Annotated in this window: 13 protein-coding genes; 12 read left to right on the top strand and 1 reads right to left on the bottom strand. The window is 41.1% G+C overall.

Annotation, left to right across the window (positions count from 1 at the left end; all coding sequences use genetic code 11):
- The first annotated feature begins 111 nt into the window (after nucleotides 1–111).
- The 12 genes from ACY2RR_RS20980 (at nucleotide 112) to ACY2RR_RS21035 (ending at nucleotide 10,895) form a co-directional block, all read left to right on the top strand.
- Complete coding sequence (locus ACY2RR_RS20980; protein ID WP_490110144.1) at nucleotides 112–1,125, top strand: hypothetical protein; 1,014 nt, start codon at nucleotides 112–114, stop codon at nucleotides 1,123–1,125.
- A gap of 82 nt (nucleotides 1,126–1,207) precedes the next feature.
- Nucleotides 1,208–1,462, top strand: a complete 255-nt coding sequence (locus tag ACY2RR_RS20985) for a hypothetical protein (RefSeq protein WP_490110145.1) — start codon at nucleotides 1,208–1,210, stop codon at nucleotides 1,460–1,462.
- A 187-nt stretch (nucleotides 1,463–1,649) separates the two neighbouring features.
- Entirely contained in the window at nucleotides 1,650–2,123 is a 474-nt protein-coding gene (locus ACY2RR_RS20990; RefSeq protein ID WP_490110146.1) for a GNAT family N-acetyltransferase, read from the top strand.
- Nucleotides 2,124–2,223: 100 nt separating this feature from the next.
- Nucleotides 2,224–3,090 carry a DUF1444 family protein gene (locus tag ACY2RR_RS20995; RefSeq protein WP_490110147.1) on the top strand — a complete coding sequence of 289 codons (867 nt, stop codon included), beginning with the start codon at nucleotides 2,224–2,226 and terminating at the stop codon, nucleotides 3,088–3,090.
- An 84-nt stretch (nucleotides 3,091–3,174) separates the two neighbouring features.
- Nucleotides 3,175–3,720: a hypothetical protein gene (locus ACY2RR_RS21000; protein ID WP_490110148.1), complete on the top strand. Its 546-nt coding sequence runs from the start codon at nucleotides 3,175–3,177 to the stop codon at nucleotides 3,718–3,720.
- A gap of 110 nt (nucleotides 3,721–3,830) precedes the next feature.
- Nucleotides 3,831–4,508 carry a hypothetical protein gene (locus ACY2RR_RS21005; protein ID WP_490110149.1) on the top strand — a complete coding sequence of 226 codons (678 nt, stop codon included), beginning with the start codon at nucleotides 3,831–3,833 and terminating at the stop codon, nucleotides 4,506–4,508.
- A 1,046-nt stretch (nucleotides 4,509–5,554) separates the two neighbouring features.
- Nucleotides 5,555–6,184: a DUF1294 domain-containing protein gene (locus tag ACY2RR_RS21010; RefSeq protein ID WP_490110150.1), complete on the top strand. Its 630-nt coding sequence runs from the start codon at nucleotides 5,555–5,557 to the stop codon at nucleotides 6,182–6,184.
- A gap of 198 nt (nucleotides 6,185–6,382) precedes the next feature.
- Nucleotides 6,383–6,949 carry a hypothetical protein gene (locus ACY2RR_RS21015; RefSeq protein ID WP_490110151.1) on the top strand — a complete coding sequence of 189 codons (567 nt, stop codon included), beginning with the start codon at nucleotides 6,383–6,385 and terminating at the stop codon, nucleotides 6,947–6,949.
- A 1,222-nt stretch (nucleotides 6,950–8,171) separates the two neighbouring features.
- The gene (locus ACY2RR_RS21020) at nucleotides 8,172–8,630 is read left to right on the top strand and encodes an RDD family protein (protein WP_490110152.1); all 459 of its coding nucleotides are present in this window, start codon (nucleotides 8,172–8,174) and stop codon (nucleotides 8,628–8,630) included.
- A 325-nt stretch (nucleotides 8,631–8,955) separates the two neighbouring features.
- Nucleotides 8,956–9,633: a hypothetical protein gene (locus tag ACY2RR_RS21025; protein WP_490110153.1), complete on the top strand. Its 678-nt coding sequence runs from the start codon at nucleotides 8,956–8,958 to the stop codon at nucleotides 9,631–9,633.
- A gap of 123 nt (nucleotides 9,634–9,756) precedes the next feature.
- Nucleotides 9,757–10,365 carry a hypothetical protein gene (locus tag ACY2RR_RS21030; protein WP_490110154.1) on the top strand — a complete coding sequence of 203 codons (609 nt, stop codon included), beginning with the start codon at nucleotides 9,757–9,759 and terminating at the stop codon, nucleotides 10,363–10,365.
- Nucleotides 10,366–10,484: 119 nt separating this feature from the next.
- The gene (locus tag ACY2RR_RS21035) at nucleotides 10,485–10,895 is read left to right on the top strand and encodes a DUF5412 family protein (protein ID WP_490110155.1); all 411 of its coding nucleotides are present in this window, start codon (nucleotides 10,485–10,487) and stop codon (nucleotides 10,893–10,895) included.
- Nucleotides 10,896–11,215: 320 nt separating this feature from the next.
- Here ACY2RR_RS21035 and ACY2RR_RS21040 read toward each other — a convergent pair whose 3' ends face one another.
- Nucleotides 11,216–12,637, bottom strand: coding sequence for a sulfurtransferase (locus tag ACY2RR_RS21040; protein ID WP_490110156.1), 1,422 nt, complete (start codon nucleotides 12,635–12,637; stop codon nucleotides 11,216–11,218).
- Between the last annotated feature and the right edge of the window lie 32 nt (nucleotides 12,638–12,669).

Here is a 12,669-nt window from a genome sequence, read left to right on the forward strand (position 1 = left end):
AACTCGCATTTAACAAGAGCGTCGTGTACGGCAGCAAGCTGCCTGGGACGCCTACGGCGCCCCACACGCAGGCGTTAGGCGTCAACACATCAACACAAAATGGAGTACACAGTGTTTAGATTAAGAAAAATACTCATCGGAATTATTTTATTATTGCCAGTTTCATCTTATGCTGATGAGTGTTCAACAAGGCTTATAGATTGGGAGAATTATGAAAAGACATTAAGCTTAACTAAAATCGCTTATCATAATGATGAATACGAGCTAGTAGATAAAACGCTTTCATGCCTATTGAAAAGTGATAGGAAATTCTCTTCTGGAAAGCCAGGATCAGTCGCTGTCTACTGGTTTTACCGAAACGAAATGCATGCTCCTGGAGCAGATGAAAATGATGCATTTAAAATTCAAGAGTGGAAATCAATTATACCTGAATCAATCTTCGTAGAGTTTGCCGAGCTTAGATACAGCTACTCTCAAGCTTGGAATGCTAGAGGAGCTAAGTATGCAAATGAAACAAGTGCAGATCAGTTTAGACGCTTCAATAATAAGCTTTTAGAGACAGAAACTGCTATTTTGGCAAGTAACAGTAATCTGAAAGACACTCCAATTTTATACAACCTATTGTTAGCAGTTAGTCTTGATACAAATAGTACTCAGTCATCTGCCATAGATGTCTTTAATAGTAGTGTTAAGAAATGGCCTGATTATTATGATTTTTACGAAGTTCTTTTAACAAGGCTCGTGCCAAAGTGGGGTGGAAGCTGGGAAAGTGTCGATGGTTTCATAAACTATTGGTCAACAAATTTAGTGTCAGTTGAAGGAAATTCGATCTATGCAAGGCTTTACTACAATGTGCACAAGCATAATAGAGTTGATCCTAGAATCACATTAGTTGACTGGGATAAGCTAAAAGCGTCTTTGGATAGCTTATATAAACAGTACCCTACGCCTGAGTATTTTGCAGTTTCATCAAGTTATGCCTGTATTTATGGTGATCATGAATTTTACGAACAAGTTTCCAATCACGAAAAAATTCCTAAAACTGAATACTGGATGATTGGTACATCAAAGGAAGTTTGTGATGACTACTTCAACTCCAGACGCCTAACAAAAAAATCCAGGTGACGCCTACGGCGCACCTGATTTTGGCGTTAGGCGGTGCTTCGCACATCTATAGCAACCTCACCTCTATTCACGAGCATTTAAAATGGAACAAGAAGATATATTTATTGATAGAGAGAGAATGTATAGATTTTTCGAGAACGGTAAAAACGAAAAGTGCCTTGGGGTCTTGTGTGGTGGAGTGGGAGTATATGAAGTTATTGTTGTTTTAACTCAAAGCGATATCGAGAATTATCGGGTTATAGGAAAGAGTTATCTAGACAGAAAAGCTCGAGATATTTCATATAAATCTCCCAGAAAAGCCTCAGCTACATCCCCTAATACCCTTCTCCAACGATAATCGGCTACCGATATTTTTTGATTCATGACTATCTAAAATAGACAAGATCAATTCCAAGACGATTTGTATTCTCGTCAAACTAAGTGCCAACCTGACAATCGCCTAACAAGCGCATCATATATTCGTCGCTTCGCTCCTGGGACGCCTTCGGCGCCCCACACGCAGGCGTTATGTTCGTGGAGTAATAATGATATTTACGAGTGCACAAAAAGAACATTTCAAAGCAATATCTCGCTTAGCTAAATCTCCTGAAGAACTGTTTTCATTCTGCGCGGATGGAAAATTCCCTTGGGATGAGAGACAGATCGAAGAGATAGCCCGAGTTAGAAACGATTTAACGATTTGTGACATAGATGGGCAGGTAGCAGCATTCAGCAATCTTTATGACATCGTACAGGGACAGCAGGCTTTTATAGGTAATGTTATTGTTGGCAGTGAATACCAAGGTCAGGGCATTGGCAAGAAATTGATAGCGCATATGATGGATGTTTGCCTAAATCGCTATGATGCTAGACCACATCTTTCTGTTTTTAATTTCAACTCTCAAGCCATTTTAATGTACACAAAGCTTGGTTTTAAGCCTTATGGGGTCAAACCACTTAAGTCGCCAAAAGGTGAGCATGTAGCTCTCATCCACATGCGCCTAAACAAACGAACATAACAAGGCGTTGGTGTACGGCAGCAAGCTGCCTGGGACGCCTTCGGCGCCCCACACGCAGGCGTTAGGGCCATACACACATTAACATCCGAGTATTACCTAAATGACAAGAAAAATAATGATATTTCTTTTCGCAATAGCTCCTATTATTGCGTTTGCTAATTCTAATTTTATATCTGAGAACGATTACACTGACTTATATATAGAAAAGATGAATAGTGCATTTCCTGATTATCAGACTGATAAAGTTGAAGCCCTATCAGTTGATGTAAAGGATGAAGATGGAAATACACTCCAAGTTTTCTTGGGGAACTCGTATAAGAATTACATCTCGGGTCGAGAAAGCTTGGAAGAATCACTAAAAAATCGAATTAGACCATTTTCTGAAAATACACGAATTCCAATGGGAAATAGTCTAGAAAACATAATCCCGGTTATAAAGCCGAGAGAATACATCTCAGCAGTTCACGAGCAGATGAACGTTGCAGAAGGAGACCCATTCCTTTTACACGAAAAAGTTAATGACGATCTTTATCTTATCTATGCATATGACACTGAAACAAGTGTACGTTTTATAATGGACGATGAGTTATCAAAGTTTTCGTCTGACTATGAATCTTTCAAAAAGTCATCCTTTGATAACCTGAGAAAATACTATAAAGAGAACAGCTATATTATCGACAGGCTTGACATAGGAGAATCAGGTAATTTATTTAGCCTATATATCGATGACATGTATGAATCGTCAGCAATTCTAAATAAAAACCTATGGAGTAAAGACAACTTTCCTGTTAATGGTGATTTAATTGTATTTATGCCAGCAAGAAATATTCTTCTCGTAACAGGCTCTGATGAACCCCTAGCTGTTAGTATTGCTAGCTCTGCGGCGCACAGAGCATACCGTGAACTTGGTTATACAATTTCTCCACTTGCGTATAAAAAGCAAGGAACCACGTGGGTCAAATATTAGGCCCTAACAAGAGCATGGTGTTCCTCGCTTCGCTCGTGGGACGCCTACGGCGCCCCACATGCTGGCGTTACGTGTAGAAAGAGTATGAACGAATATATCGAAATTAAATCTGCAAAAGATTTAGATAAGTTTCTACATGAGATTGTGACTTTTCACGATAGCATGCTGAAAGAGATGCAGATGATAAATCGTGGCTACGTTATGGAAGATAAAGCCATGGTGATGAGCCATAAGTTTGATGCTAGGCTTCTATTTCAAACGCAATGGAACCCAGTAGCTTTTGAGTTACTCTGTTTTAGCATCACCAGCCTAACAACAACCGGACCGGAAGAATTCTCCAGTAGTGCTGGGAAATTTAAAGATGCACCAGAGCAAGAGATACACATTACAATCGATGGTGAATTCAAGATTGAGTGCGCAAGGCTATTTTATAAATTAGAACCTGACCTACACGGAAACAATGAACACTTAGGTTCTCAGATACCATCGGAAAGCATGATCGTATCAGAAAAAATTGATGGTAAATGGAGACTTTGTAGCGAATGCAACAATACCTGGGAAGTACCTGAACATCTAAAGATTTCTACTTGTCCTTCTTGCAATTCTGTAACGAGTTTAAATCACACGTAACAAGCGCGCCGTGTTCGACAGCAAGCTGCCTGGGACGCCTTCGGCGCCCCACACGCGGGCGTTATACCTTTATACAGATCTAACACCTCTCATACATAACATCCACAATAATGATTAAAGAAATAGTATTATTCACATTAATTTTTATGACTGTAAATATTGAAGCACAGGATGTTGCTGAAAAAGAGTGCGAAGAAAGATCCTCTATGGTTTGGGCTGCTGCAGAGATTTATCGAAAAGGGAGAACTGAAAAAGAAGTAGAAATAGAAATGTTTAAACATTCAGTTAATCCTGAAGTTGCAAAGTATTCAGCTAGTATTGCAGTATCAATAAAACATATGTCGCCACTCGCACTCCGAAACTTTGAGTACGAGGTCTGTATCTTTAACAAAACAGGAAAGAATGTTTGGTCTCTCAACTTTGAAGATCCTGAGTACTCTCCTAGAGTTTATAATGCAAGTGTTAGAGTTCATCCTGGATCACTTTTTATAAAAAAGGAATACAAGAAGCTAACAGTCACCTACTTAGTACATGGAAACAGTGAAGAGAACGATATTTATCTTCAAATAGATGATAAAAAATACACACTGAACAAAATAAAGTTTGATAAAAACGTATCCCACTTCTCATATGAAGTACCAAGAGATAAGAATTCGCTAGTCGATTTTCTTAATACTTTAAAAGACTCATCAAGTATAAGATTAGGTTTATTAGAAGTGCATGATGTTGATACTTTTGACCTGCGTAAACACATCAGTATTATTTTATCATATTATCGATATCCCTAAGTAAAAGCATAACAAGGCGTTGGTGTGCGGCAGACAAGCTGCTTGGGACGCCTACGGCGCCCCACAACTTCGCGTTACACGTTGGGGGAGTTTAATTGTTTGCCCCCCTGCCATTCACCAGTCGCATTAAAGAAAATTAATTCTGTAAAGCTGGCGTGGTAGCATTGTCGTTTATTCCACATGCAATGCCAGCTTGATTATCGTGCATTGATTTAAGGTCAGTGCAGCTGGCAGGCGGTAGCGTGCTTCTTTCCTTCGTGCACGCCAGCGTCAGCATTGTGCTCCCCAAGTTTCGTATTGTTTGCCAGCCCTGAGTTTTCCGGCTGGCATTTTGGTTTTGGGTTGCCTAAAACCTCACATTTAAGTCAGGCAAGCTCTACAAATTCAAAGCAGCTGGCAAGCCAGTTCAGTCACAAACATTCAACGTGGAATGCCAGCAAACGCTTGGTCTGTCTCACGTTGTCGGCACAAACTTGTAACAAGCGCATGGGTTGGACGCCGCAAGCGGCGCCCATCATGCGGGCGTTGTGCGCAGGGTGAAAATATTAATTTCTCTGCCAGTGTTTACCCTGTGAAATCACCAAGAGTTTGGTAAAGCTGGCAATCACTATTTTCGTCAGTTTGGGGAATCCTGAAACACCGTTATTCAACGAGTATTCCTGTTAATTTGTTCGGGCTGCCTTTGAGTTTGCCAGCACAAACATTATGGTTTTCAGTTCCAAGCCTGCTCTTCTCGCCCTGTGGAGCTGGCAATATACATCCAAGTAATATTTAAACGTGCAATGCCAGCCAAACCTCTGAGTTTCGCCGCAACAAAGGTTTCCAGTGGCTACAGGTTTCATTGCTAAACAGAAATTAGGATTTGCCTGCTGGCAAAGCTCACCCCAACAATTCGCAAAGTTTGTGCAATGCCAGCGCCGGTAAATCTCAACCGGCAAGGCCACGCACAACAAGGCGTTGGTGTTCGGCAGACAAGCTGCCTGGGACGCCTTTGGCGCCCCACAACTTCGCGTTAGCCGCACATAGCAGTAATGAGTAAAATTTGAATGAAGGGAAAAATCATAAAGTGCAATGAAACCAAGGGATTCGGATTCATTGGGGGGAGTAATGGCAAAGATATCTTTGTCCATACCACCGACTGTAAATTCAGGCTTTCAGCATCGTTAGTAGGTGAAGAGGTTGAGTATAAAACCTCGAAAGATTCAAAAGGTCGATTTTGCGCGGTAAATGTAAAACTCTTAAATCAAAAGAAGAGTAAGCTGCCTGCAATTATTAACACTATATTTGCACTCTGCTTTACCGGGTTCCACTGTTATGCCGTATCTATCAACAGATATCCCATAGAGATGATATATCTGATTGCAGGGTTATCTGTTATCTCAGTTCTCGCCTACGGAAGAGATAAATCGGCAGCTCTAAAAGGTAGGTGGCGTGTTAGTGAGAATACACTTCACACATTCTCCTTGCTTGGTGGCTGGCCTGGAGCAGCCCTTGCCCAAACGCTATTCAACCATAAAACGTCCAAGCAGCCTTTCCGTACAATATTCTGGCTGACAGTCTTCATCAATGCTGGCTTCATTGGCTGGACCTTTACCCACAATGGTGAGTATTTCCTATACACCCACCTCTTAGATTTTAAGCAAGCTCTAAGAGAAATCGCAGGTAATATCCGCTAACAAAGCCATGAGTAAAGTGCGGCTAACAAGGCGTTGGTGTACGGCAGCAAGCTGCCTGGGACGCCTGCGGCGCCCCACAACTTCGCGTTAGCTGCAAAGAGTACGCATGCACAATTTCACATGCTGTACTGACTCTCAAGAATCAAATAGTATTACCTAAACTTAAGTTCACTTAAAACACGAAAGAAGAGAAACAACATGGAAGTGTATTTGGCAGCTAGGGATTTAGCTGGTTTCGGAATTGGTACGCATCAGTTCATAATAATTGAACTCTCTGGAAACTCGCACCCGGAAGCCACACTATTAGGAAAAAAGGTACATCCTAAAAACATTGGAAATAATAAAATAGGCTATGTCATTGGGGCACAGAACAGAGGAAATCTGGTAGTTGAGTTTTTTGAAAAAAGTGATTACCAAGCGACGCTAGAATATTTTGAGCCTAGAAGAGTGTCAATTTTCAAATCTGATTTTGACACTCAGGTCTCAAAAGTCACGTTTAAGAACACTTCTAACACTGGCGGTATTAAACAGCTCCTAAATTTAATCGATTATTATTCGATCAACCAAAACATGGATCGAGTCAAGTATCCAACTGGTGGCTTTGGATACAACAGTAATAGCTGGGCTCAAAGCATTATAAAACACTCAGGTGGCATTGGTCTTAATAACTTTGACGGAATAGATATTGGGCATGATAAGGTGATACCAAAAACATATTTCACACCTGTTTGTCCAAACAAGCCAAGACCAAGGTTAAACCAATGATGATCATTAATAATTTACTTCGGGCTTGGTTACTGTTCACATCAATCTTATTTAGTGAAGTTGCTGTTGACTATTTAATCAGAGCCAATGAAAACACCCCATATTCTTTAGGGATCAACGAAAGCCTTTGGTTTTTAATTCAGATTTTTGCTTTTCTTGCATTTGCTTTTTTTTTAATTAAGCATTACCAAGATACTCCTTCAATTTTCAGAAAAACATTTCTAATAGTTACTAATTTTATGCTGTCTATATTTGCATACACAGTCTTAATCTACGGCTATATCATAAAGAGCGGTATTGATTCGCTTTAGGCTGGCAGCAGCTAACAAGCGCATGGTATTCGTCGCTTCGCTCCAGGGACACCTTCGGCGCCCCACATGCAGGCGTTACGCGCATAATTCCAGAGAAATAGGTTTTTAATGGTGAATACCTCCGAAAGATAAAAATCTTAAAGTAATATCCCCCCAACCTTTTTGATGATACCAATGAATGATCGACCACATTAATAAATTATGAACATATACAAAGCTCCAGAGAGCAAACTCACAAGAGAAAATACATCTTTGTTTGATCGTAGTCTTTGGTTACTAATACCAGTTAATTTTTATCTTTGGTTCAAGATTATTCACTACATTGATTTATATATTTGGACTATGGACAATTCAACATTAATAGGCTTAGCAGAGCTAAGTTTGAATATACCTGTTTACATATCAGCAATATTTTATGTATTTAAAGTTCGATTACTACCGCATACCTTCTGGAAAATATGGATAGTGATCGCCATAGCAGATGAAGTTCGGATGTCAATTGAAGGGTACACTAACATTTTCGACTTGGTTCTATATAAAGGTCCCGTAGTTCCTCTTTACATAATAGGAATTCTTTATGCCTACCTGTCACCTACTATTTGGAAATACAATTCTCATAAGTAATTCGAGCTCTGATTAATAATAATCTGATACTTCTACTAAGCATTAAAAAATACACACAATTGATGAGATACCTCTATCTCTAAAAGAGTTGTACTAATACTCAATAGAAAAATTGTTTTTTAATTGTCTAAACTACTAAAAGCCTATAGTTAAGAAATATCTTCAACCTCTATTCGCGTAACAAGGCGTTGGTGTTCGGCAGCAAGCTGCCTGGGACGCCTTCGGCGCCCCACAACTTCGCGTTAGGCGCTCTTCGTAATTAACTCCACTGCAATAGAAAAGAAAAAATGAACGAAAGTATCTATAGCGCTCCTGATTCTGAGTTATCAGAGATGGTCACTGTTCAAGATTTACCAATCGCTACTACAGGTCAGCGTTTTGCAAACATGATTCTTGATACCATCGGGTATTACCTGCTCGCGATAATCCTATCAATTGCTCTATACAGCACTGATATGGGACATATCATCGATAATGCTCACGATATAGTTTTTGGTATTACTATTCTTCTCTTGTATTACCTTCCACAAGAAGTCTTATGGGGAAGAACATTAGGAAAAATGATTACCAAAACTAAAGTCGTTGACTACGCAGGAAAAAAACCAACATTTGGGCAAGTAGCTGGAAGAACATTGATACGTATTATCCCATTTGAAGCATTCTCCTTTTTTGGTGGTAATGGTCACCCACAAGGGTGGCACGACAAATGGGCTAGTACAAAGGTCGTCTCTTTAAAGAGCAAGTAATCGCCTAACAAGGCGTTGGTATTCGGCAGACAAGCTGCCTGGGACGCCTACGGCGCCCCACACGCTTGGGGAGTTCAATCGTTTGCTCCCCTGCCCTTCATAAGTTGCATTAAAGAAAATTAATTCTGGAAAGCTGGCGTGATAGCATTGTCGTTTACTCCACATGCAATGCCAGCTTAAATATTGTGCATTGATTTAATGTCAGTGCGGCTGGCAGGCGGTAGCGTACCTCTTTCCTTAGTGCACGCCAGCATCAGCATTGTGCTCCCCAAGTTTCGTATCGTTTTCCAGCCCAGAGTTTTCCGGCTGGCATTTTGGTTTTGGGTTGCCTAAAACTCCTCATTTAAGTCAGGCAAGCTCTAAAAATTCAAAGCAGCTGGCAGGCCAGTTCAATCACAAACATTCAACGTGCAATGCCAGAAAAAGCTTGGTCTGTCTGGCGTTGTCGGCACAAGCGTGTAACAAGCGTATGATTTTGACGCCGCAAGCGGAGCCCATCATGCGGACGTTAGCTGCTTCCTCACACATAACCATTGGAGTTACAATAAGAAGTATGGGAACAACAATATATTCTCCACCTGAAAGCAATATTGAAGGTCAAAACGATCTTAATCTGAGTAAAGATGAACTTAAATCGATAATAAACAACTGGCACCGGATTTTACTAGTTTGCGTTGTATGGGGTGCAGGCTTCATTCTAAGTGCATTTATGATAATCATACTAGTTACAGCTGGTAAACCTGCCCCCCCACTATTGCCAATCATCTTTTCAACATCTGCACTCGTTCTTGGCGCTGCTATTTATGGTACTTTGACAAAGCAAACTTGGGGTAAGTTTCTAGGGATAATCATTTGCATATTTATGCTTCCGGGAGTCCCTGTCGGTACAATCATAGGTGGGCTCGGACTGTATGGATTTAGCAATGTCAGTCCCATTTTTGGAAAGGATGCAATCAAATACTCTTTGATCAAAAAAACTTATAAAGAGATGACAAATAAATAAGTAGCTAACAAGAGCGTCGTGTACGGCAGCAAGCTGCCCCCCCAAACTTCAACACCTGCAATCTTATCAAAAAACAAATTCTGATCTTTGCACCAGTAAACTAAATTAACTTAGGAACCTTATATGAAAAAAATAAAAATCTGTGCACTTTTGTCTTTGCTTACTACTTCTTTTGCTTTTGCAAGCAATTACACACTAAACATCAATGGCACAGAATACGACTTATCCTTAGGTGATAAGAAAACCGTCTTAATTGGAAAAGACAGTGTATCTCTAGAGCTAAATTTAAAGGAAATAATATCTTTCAAATCTGATAGTTTCACCTTTGATCATTCGAGTAAATATATCCCGTCCACGACCGATCTCGGGGAAGGTATTACTCAAACAGTTATGATGACACCTTTAGGCAATGCCATTCTTGTTCAGGAATACTCAACTTTTAGTCCTGTCGGGCTCGTTGATATGTTCACCAGAGAAGTTACCAAGGAAGAGAGAGAATATGGCTATAAAGTTAACTCTGACCCTACATCAGTAACGCTCGCGGATGGAACAGTTTTAACCGGAAAAATTGTCACATCAAAGTACAAAGGTACTGATATTAAAAGGTATATTCTCACTTATGGCACAAGAGACTCAGGACTCCTAGTAATGACTCAAATAGACTATGAGTTAGCAGGAGAAGATGAGGATGTTATTCATTCATTTCTAGAGACCCTTGATATCACTATGTAAATATTTATATGCAGCTAGCAAGGCGTTGGTGTTCGGCAGCAAGCTGCCAGGGACGCCTTCGGCGCCCCACAACTTCGCGCTAACTACTTCCCCTGAAACTGTGCAAATCGTAAGCTAACTTGAAGAAGATCATCAAAAATTCAATTATATTCCTGCTTAAATCGTTAGCATTAATCGCTCTTATTCTTATTGCTCTTGGTGGTGGTATATATTTTCTAACTGACGATATGTGTGGGAATGAAATATTCTCAAGTAACACATCACCAAATGGAAAAAATACAGCAATGATTTTCCAAAGAGACTGTGGAGCTACAACAGGATTCAGCACTCATATATCAATCACTGCGTCTGTAAAAAATCTAGAGAATGAGCCAAGCAATATTTTAAGATTGGATGGTCACCCTGAAGAACGAAAGCTACAAGTATCTTGGGATAACAATCGCACGCTAAGAATAAATCACTCGCTAACAGGACATGAGTACTTTTCAAAGCAGACGATTGATGGCTTATCAATAAAATACATCGAATAGAAAACCGCCCATAAATGAATGTAAGAAAAGCATTTGTCATAGCTGTAGCGACACTAACAATATCTTTATTGGTAATGATTTTAATATTGCCATATTTTCAAACTGCCCCTCTTTTTCTATTTCTTATCGCCGTACCTATCAATATCCTTCTTACCTCAGTGAGTTGTTGTCGATGCAGCAACCCAATTTACGGACAAGTAAAAATATATAAGTCATTAATTTCTGGCAAATGCCCAGAGCGTAATCGCAGTTAACAAGTGCGTCGTGTACGGCAGCAAGCTGCCTGGGACGCCCACAACGCCCCAGACTCATCCACCAAACTACAAAGAATCCACAACCATAACACCCTCTCCCCCCTGAGAAGCCTCCAACCACTGAGCAATCGATTGCTCAGCCGTCACCTCGCCTTTTGCCGCTGGCCGCTCATCCTCACGCCAGCGCATCCAGCCGCTGCTATACACTGTTGAGTTCTTATATCCCATAGCCTGCGCATACCACCAGGCTTCTGAAGCCCGCCAGCCATTGCCACAATAAAACGACAGACTCATATCTTGCTGAATACCCCACTCTTGCCAAAACTCAGCAATTTGGTGGAAGTTTCGCATTGTGTGGTCAGGGTTATGATAATGATTCATATCCCATGAAGAATCTCCGGCATGCCCCCACAAAGCCCCCTGAATACGCCCACGTTTACTGAAATAGTTATACCCACTTACTGCACCGGTATACTCATCCCAGGCTCGAATACTCACCAAAGCACTGTTTGGTGTTTTGCGTAAACGCTCGGCGTCTTCTACATCAATAATCACCTGATTATTGCCCAAACCAGTTATACCAAACTCATCTGCAGCAATTGGAGCTTCCCAACCAGCATCAGTTTTATAGCCTGCCGCTTGCCAGGCTTGGATACCGCCATTCAGCATCACCACATCATCTACGCCGGCATACTTCATAATGGCAGCCCCTCGGCCACCACCAATAGATTCTGTACTGTAAACAATCACAGAAGAATCTTTAGTAATACCAAGACGAGCCAGTGACGCCCTTATATCATCGGCAGGCAACGCTTCATAAATGGGTGGGTATTCAAATTCCAGGTCATCCCAATAGAGAGCACCAGGAATATGGGCTGCTCGGTAATCTTCACCTTTGCCACCATCCCAGCCAATCTGAACAACTTTTACATTCGGATCTTTCTTGATTGTTTCAGCAACATAGGCCGGTGGCACTAATGATCGAAAGCCTGGCAGATAATCAAGTGGCTTATCAAGAGCGCTTGCTAAAGCTTCAGCACCGGCAGCAAGAACCCGAATATGACCTTGAGAGATTGCTTGTTCATCCACCAGCCAACGAGCAACAGTTTCTGCCTGCTGAACAGTATCCCCATAAACAATAATCGGCTGATCAGGTTCTATACCTGTACGCTGCCACGCACGATCTACGTTATCAGCACTTTGCTCAATCCACTGAGCTGAAAACAACTGTGCACCCGGCACATGTCCACCCGGTTCAGTTTGAGTTTCGCCATTAATAGTCTGCCAGCCATTAAAAGTATCAGGGCTGCGGGCATCAACAACTGCAGCATTCGACTTATCAAAAAACTTCTGTAAATCAGTTAGCGAAGCTTGCTTAAAGGAATCAGTTTCAACAGGTTTTTCAGATGTACACGCAGAGAGAGTAAAGGCAACAGCAGCTGTGGCCAGGCCATAGCCCACCGCCTTATAAGGAAGGGAAAACACCATTAATTTTTCTCCAGACCCGTGAGTTCAATAGT

The organism is Parendozoicomonas sp. 2304DJ65-17, from assembly GCF_058148445.1.

Bases quoted from the DNA above. Each gene is read 5' to 3' on its own strand.
- ACY2RR_RS21030 (WP_490110154.1), top strand. From the start codon at position 9,757: ATGAAAAAAATAAAAATCTGTGCACTTTTGTCTTTGCTTACTACTTCT.
- ACY2RR_RS20990 (WP_490110146.1), top strand. From the start codon at position 1,650: ATGATATTTACGAGTGCACAAAAAGAACATTTCAAAGCAATATCTCGC.
- ACY2RR_RS20985 (WP_490110145.1), top strand. From the start codon at position 1,208: ATGGAACAAGAAGATATATTTATTGATAGAGAGAGAATGTATAGATTT.
- ACY2RR_RS21005 (WP_490110149.1), top strand. From the start codon at position 3,831: ATGATTAAAGAAATAGTATTATTCACATTAATTTTTATGACTGTAAAT.
- ACY2RR_RS21020 (WP_490110152.1), top strand. From the start codon at position 8,172: ATGAACGAAAGTATCTATAGCGCTCCTGATTCTGAGTTATCAGAGATG.
- ACY2RR_RS21010 (WP_490110150.1), top strand. From the start codon at position 5,555: ATGAAGGGAAAAATCATAAAGTGCAATGAAACCAAGGGATTCGGATTC.
- ACY2RR_RS20995 (WP_490110147.1), top strand. From the start codon at position 2,224: ATGACAAGAAAAATAATGATATTTCTTTTCGCAATAGCTCCTATTATT.
- ACY2RR_RS21040 (WP_490110156.1), bottom strand. From the start codon at position 12,637: ATGGTGTTTTCCCTTCCTTATAAGGCGGTGGGCTATGGCCTGGCCACA.
- ACY2RR_RS21015 (WP_490110151.1), top strand. From the start codon at position 6,383: ATGGAAGTGTATTTGGCAGCTAGGGATTTAGCTGGTTTCGGAATTGGT.
- ACY2RR_RS21000 (WP_490110148.1), top strand. From the start codon at position 3,175: ATGAACGAATATATCGAAATTAAATCTGCAAAAGATTTAGATAAGTTT.